The 3,350-nt window shown below is 32.3% G+C and carries 3 protein-coding genes; all 3 read left to right on the forward strand.

What is annotated here, in order from left to right; translation table 11 throughout:
- On the forward strand, positions 1 to 500 hold a 500-nt coding region (locus HNS40_RS21855), incomplete at its 5' end, for a T9SS type A sorting domain-containing protein (protein ID WP_172284841.1).
- A gap of 24 nt (positions 501 to 524) precedes the next feature.
- Positions 525 to 1,970, forward strand: a complete 1,446-nt coding sequence (locus tag HNS40_RS21860) for a T9SS type A sorting domain-containing protein (protein WP_172284842.1) — start codon at positions 525 to 527, stop codon at positions 1,968 to 1,970.
- 119 nt (positions 1,971 to 2,089) lie between these two features.
- On the forward strand, positions 2,090 to 3,350 hold a 1,261-nt coding region (locus HNS40_RS21865), incomplete at its 3' end, for a caspase family protein (RefSeq protein WP_172284843.1).

The raw sequence follows: 3,350 nt of genomic DNA on the forward strand, positions 1-3,350 counted from the left end.
AAAAAATAGAAATAGAGGACAAATGGATTGTGGTTCATTATTATAAGAATAATAATAATTGGGAATCGATTGTTTTTCCAGTGGAAAACTCAATATCGCAATTTGAAGTTTTAAAACAAGATATGACAATCAATATGATATTCACAGCAGTGACTGCTTTTGGTTCTTATATTAGAAATGTGATGTTTACTCGAACAGATATGATCAATCAAACAAGCGATCCAGAACAATTAATTGATTTTAAAATTTCACCTAATCCTTCTAGCCAATATTTTAATATTAATTTCCATCTTGAAAATGAAGAAAGAGTAGGCATTCACATTTATAATTTGCAAGGGGAGTTAATTAAGACGCTTTATGATGGCGAAATGCTATCAGGAAATCATCATTTAAAATGGAACCCTCTAGATGAAAGCAGACAGTTAAGTTCTGGTTTGTATTTCATACGAGTACAAACTGATCATACTATATCAACTCAAAAGCTTGAATTTATAAGATAATCCATTGCATAAATAATTGAAACCATGAAAAAACTAATTATCCTATCCATTACTGTACTATTTTGCTACCAAAGCCATGCCCAAAACTGGATTGAACCTACTTATGTTACAAAAACTGGAGGTCAATATCTAGATCCTGAGTTTTGTATTGATGATGAAGGTACTTTACATTGTGTCTGGCAAGAAGTCTATAACACAGATTACAGTCAATTATTTTACAGTAATTCACACGATAATGGTTCAACTTGGTCAGATGCCATCAATATTTCTCAAAATAGTGAGTATCGTGTTTCTACTCCTCATATTGTTTGTGATTCAGAAAACAACATACACCTAACTTACGATTATAATAGTAATAGTGTTACTTCAATTCAAATCTATTATCAAATGTTTAATGGAGTAAACTGGAGTGAGCCTATAGAGCTAACCCCTGATACTCTCTGCTCCTATTACAGCAAGCTAATTATTGATCATAATGATAAAGTTTATTGCTTTTGGTACAGATGGGATAATAATGGGACTTTTTATTATAGGTATTTAGAAAGCGGAACATGGAGTGATATTATTACTCCATATGATAATAATGATTTTTATTTTTTTGTGAATTCCGTTGTCGATTCTGAAAATAATTTGCATTGTATAGGAGCTCATCATTATCAGAATGAAAATAGTTATGATGATAAACCCATCTATTTTTATTATGATTATGAAAATGATGAGTGGAGTGATTTTGAGGAATTTGGTGAAGGTTATACCTCTCAAGGTTATGATATTGATCTAGATTTAGATGAAAAACCACATTTAGCTTGGCGAGAACAAATTGAACAATCAGGCGCTCTACTAAGTCTAACATACTATAACTCGCAGGGAGAAGATGGAATATGGGATATACCTACCTATTTAGGTGATGGAAGAAACAACCAAAGAATTATTATCGACTATCAAAATAACCCTAACGTATTTCATAGAGAAAAAATAGAAGTTGAGGACAGGTGGATTGTGGTTCATTATTATAAAAATGATAATAATTGGGAATCGAGTGTTTTTCCAGTGGAAAACTCAATCTCGCAATTCGAAGTTTTAAAACAAGATATAACTATTAATATGGTATTTACAGCAGTAACTGCTTTTGGTTCTTATATCAGAAATGTGATGTATACCAGAACTGACATGATCAATCAAGTCAACATTCATAAACCATCGAACAACGTAGAAATATCACCTAATCCTTCTAATCAAAACTTTAATATTAGATTCTATCTTGAAAATGAAGAAAGAGTAAATATTCAAATTTATAATCTGCATGGGGAATTAATTAAAACCCTATATGATGGTGTAAATCTAGCTGGGAATCATCATCTCAGATGGAACCCTCTAGATGAGGGTAATCAGATTAATTCTGGAGTTTATATAATGCGAATACAAACTAATCAAGCCATATCTAATCAAAAGATTGAGTTTTTTAGATAATACTGAATTATTAACCTAACATTTGACCAGATAATCAGGAGTAACTAAAGCACCAATCTTTCCACAGAATAACTGCTCTAATACTCCCCAATCTGGTTGATGTTGCAAAACTAAACAATATGTTTAAATTTAAAGCAATTATGATTTTATTAATGGTTCTCTGTATCAACCATTTTGGCATTAGCCAAGAAAAATATGCAGTTTTAATTACTGGTGAGAAGGCTTCGAGCAGTAGTATTCCAATGTCGAGTCAATGGGGTACTTCTCAAACAGCAGGGTTGCCTTTGCCTGAATTCTGGAATGATACTTATCTTATGTGGGAAATGTTGGTCTATGAAATGGGTTATGCAGATGAAAATGTTTTTGTGATTTTTGCTGATGGGGAAGATGCTCATATTAATGATATCTTGCCAAGATATATAGCTTCCATTCGACATAGTACAGAATATAATCCAGGTGATTATATAACAGATTATAGAGCTACAAGAAACAATGTACAGAATGTATTTAATGGCTTAGCAAATGGAACATCCGGTTTTCCTGAAATAACAGAAGATGATTTTTTGTTTGTTTATACTTTTGGCCATGGAATGACTGACGATCCTACACCAAACACATCACATATGTGGTTATATGGAGAAGTAGGAGGTCCACAAGAAAAGCTATATAGTTATGAACTCGCAGCATTAACAGATCCAATTCCTGCAAATAGGAAAGTCTTTTGGATGCAACAATGCCTTGCTGGTAACTTTAGCTATGATTTAGAAGCAATAAATACTGTCTTTAACTCAGCAACACATCATGAAACTGGAAGTCCAGCAGATAATGAAACAATCGGTGGACAATCGGTTGATGAATGGGATTATTATCAAACAGTTCCAAATGATTTTGCTAAACATGGTGAATTTAATTTTCATATGTATTCATCCACCATGGGAGAATCACCAACAGGAATAAATAATTATGATGGTGACTTGTATATCAATGCCGATTTAAATAATGACAATGTTATTTCTGTGTATGAAGCCTCATATTGGCATGGTATAAAAGAATCAGCTCCAGAAACACAAAAATTTGTTGATCTAGGTGGAATTGGAATATATACATCATTGAAGTACCCTACACTTCTTTGGAAAAACGCCTACTCTAATGAAACCTATAGAGGAATTATTGGTATCTCAAAAAGTTTTTCTGTTGAACCAGGAGTCGAACTCACTTTTTTTAACAAATCGAAAATAGAAGTATTAAATGGTGCAGAACTTACTGTAAAAAAGGGTGCTACACTTACCATTGGAAACAATGTTGATATCACCAATGGTAAAATAATTATTGAAGATGGTGCAACAGTAAATATTGATACCGATTTGTACTTAGATAAAA

This window comes from Lentimicrobium sp. S6 (genome assembly GCF_013166635.1).
GTDB lineage: Bacteria > Bacteroidota > Bacteroidia > Bacteroidales > UBA12170 > UBA12170.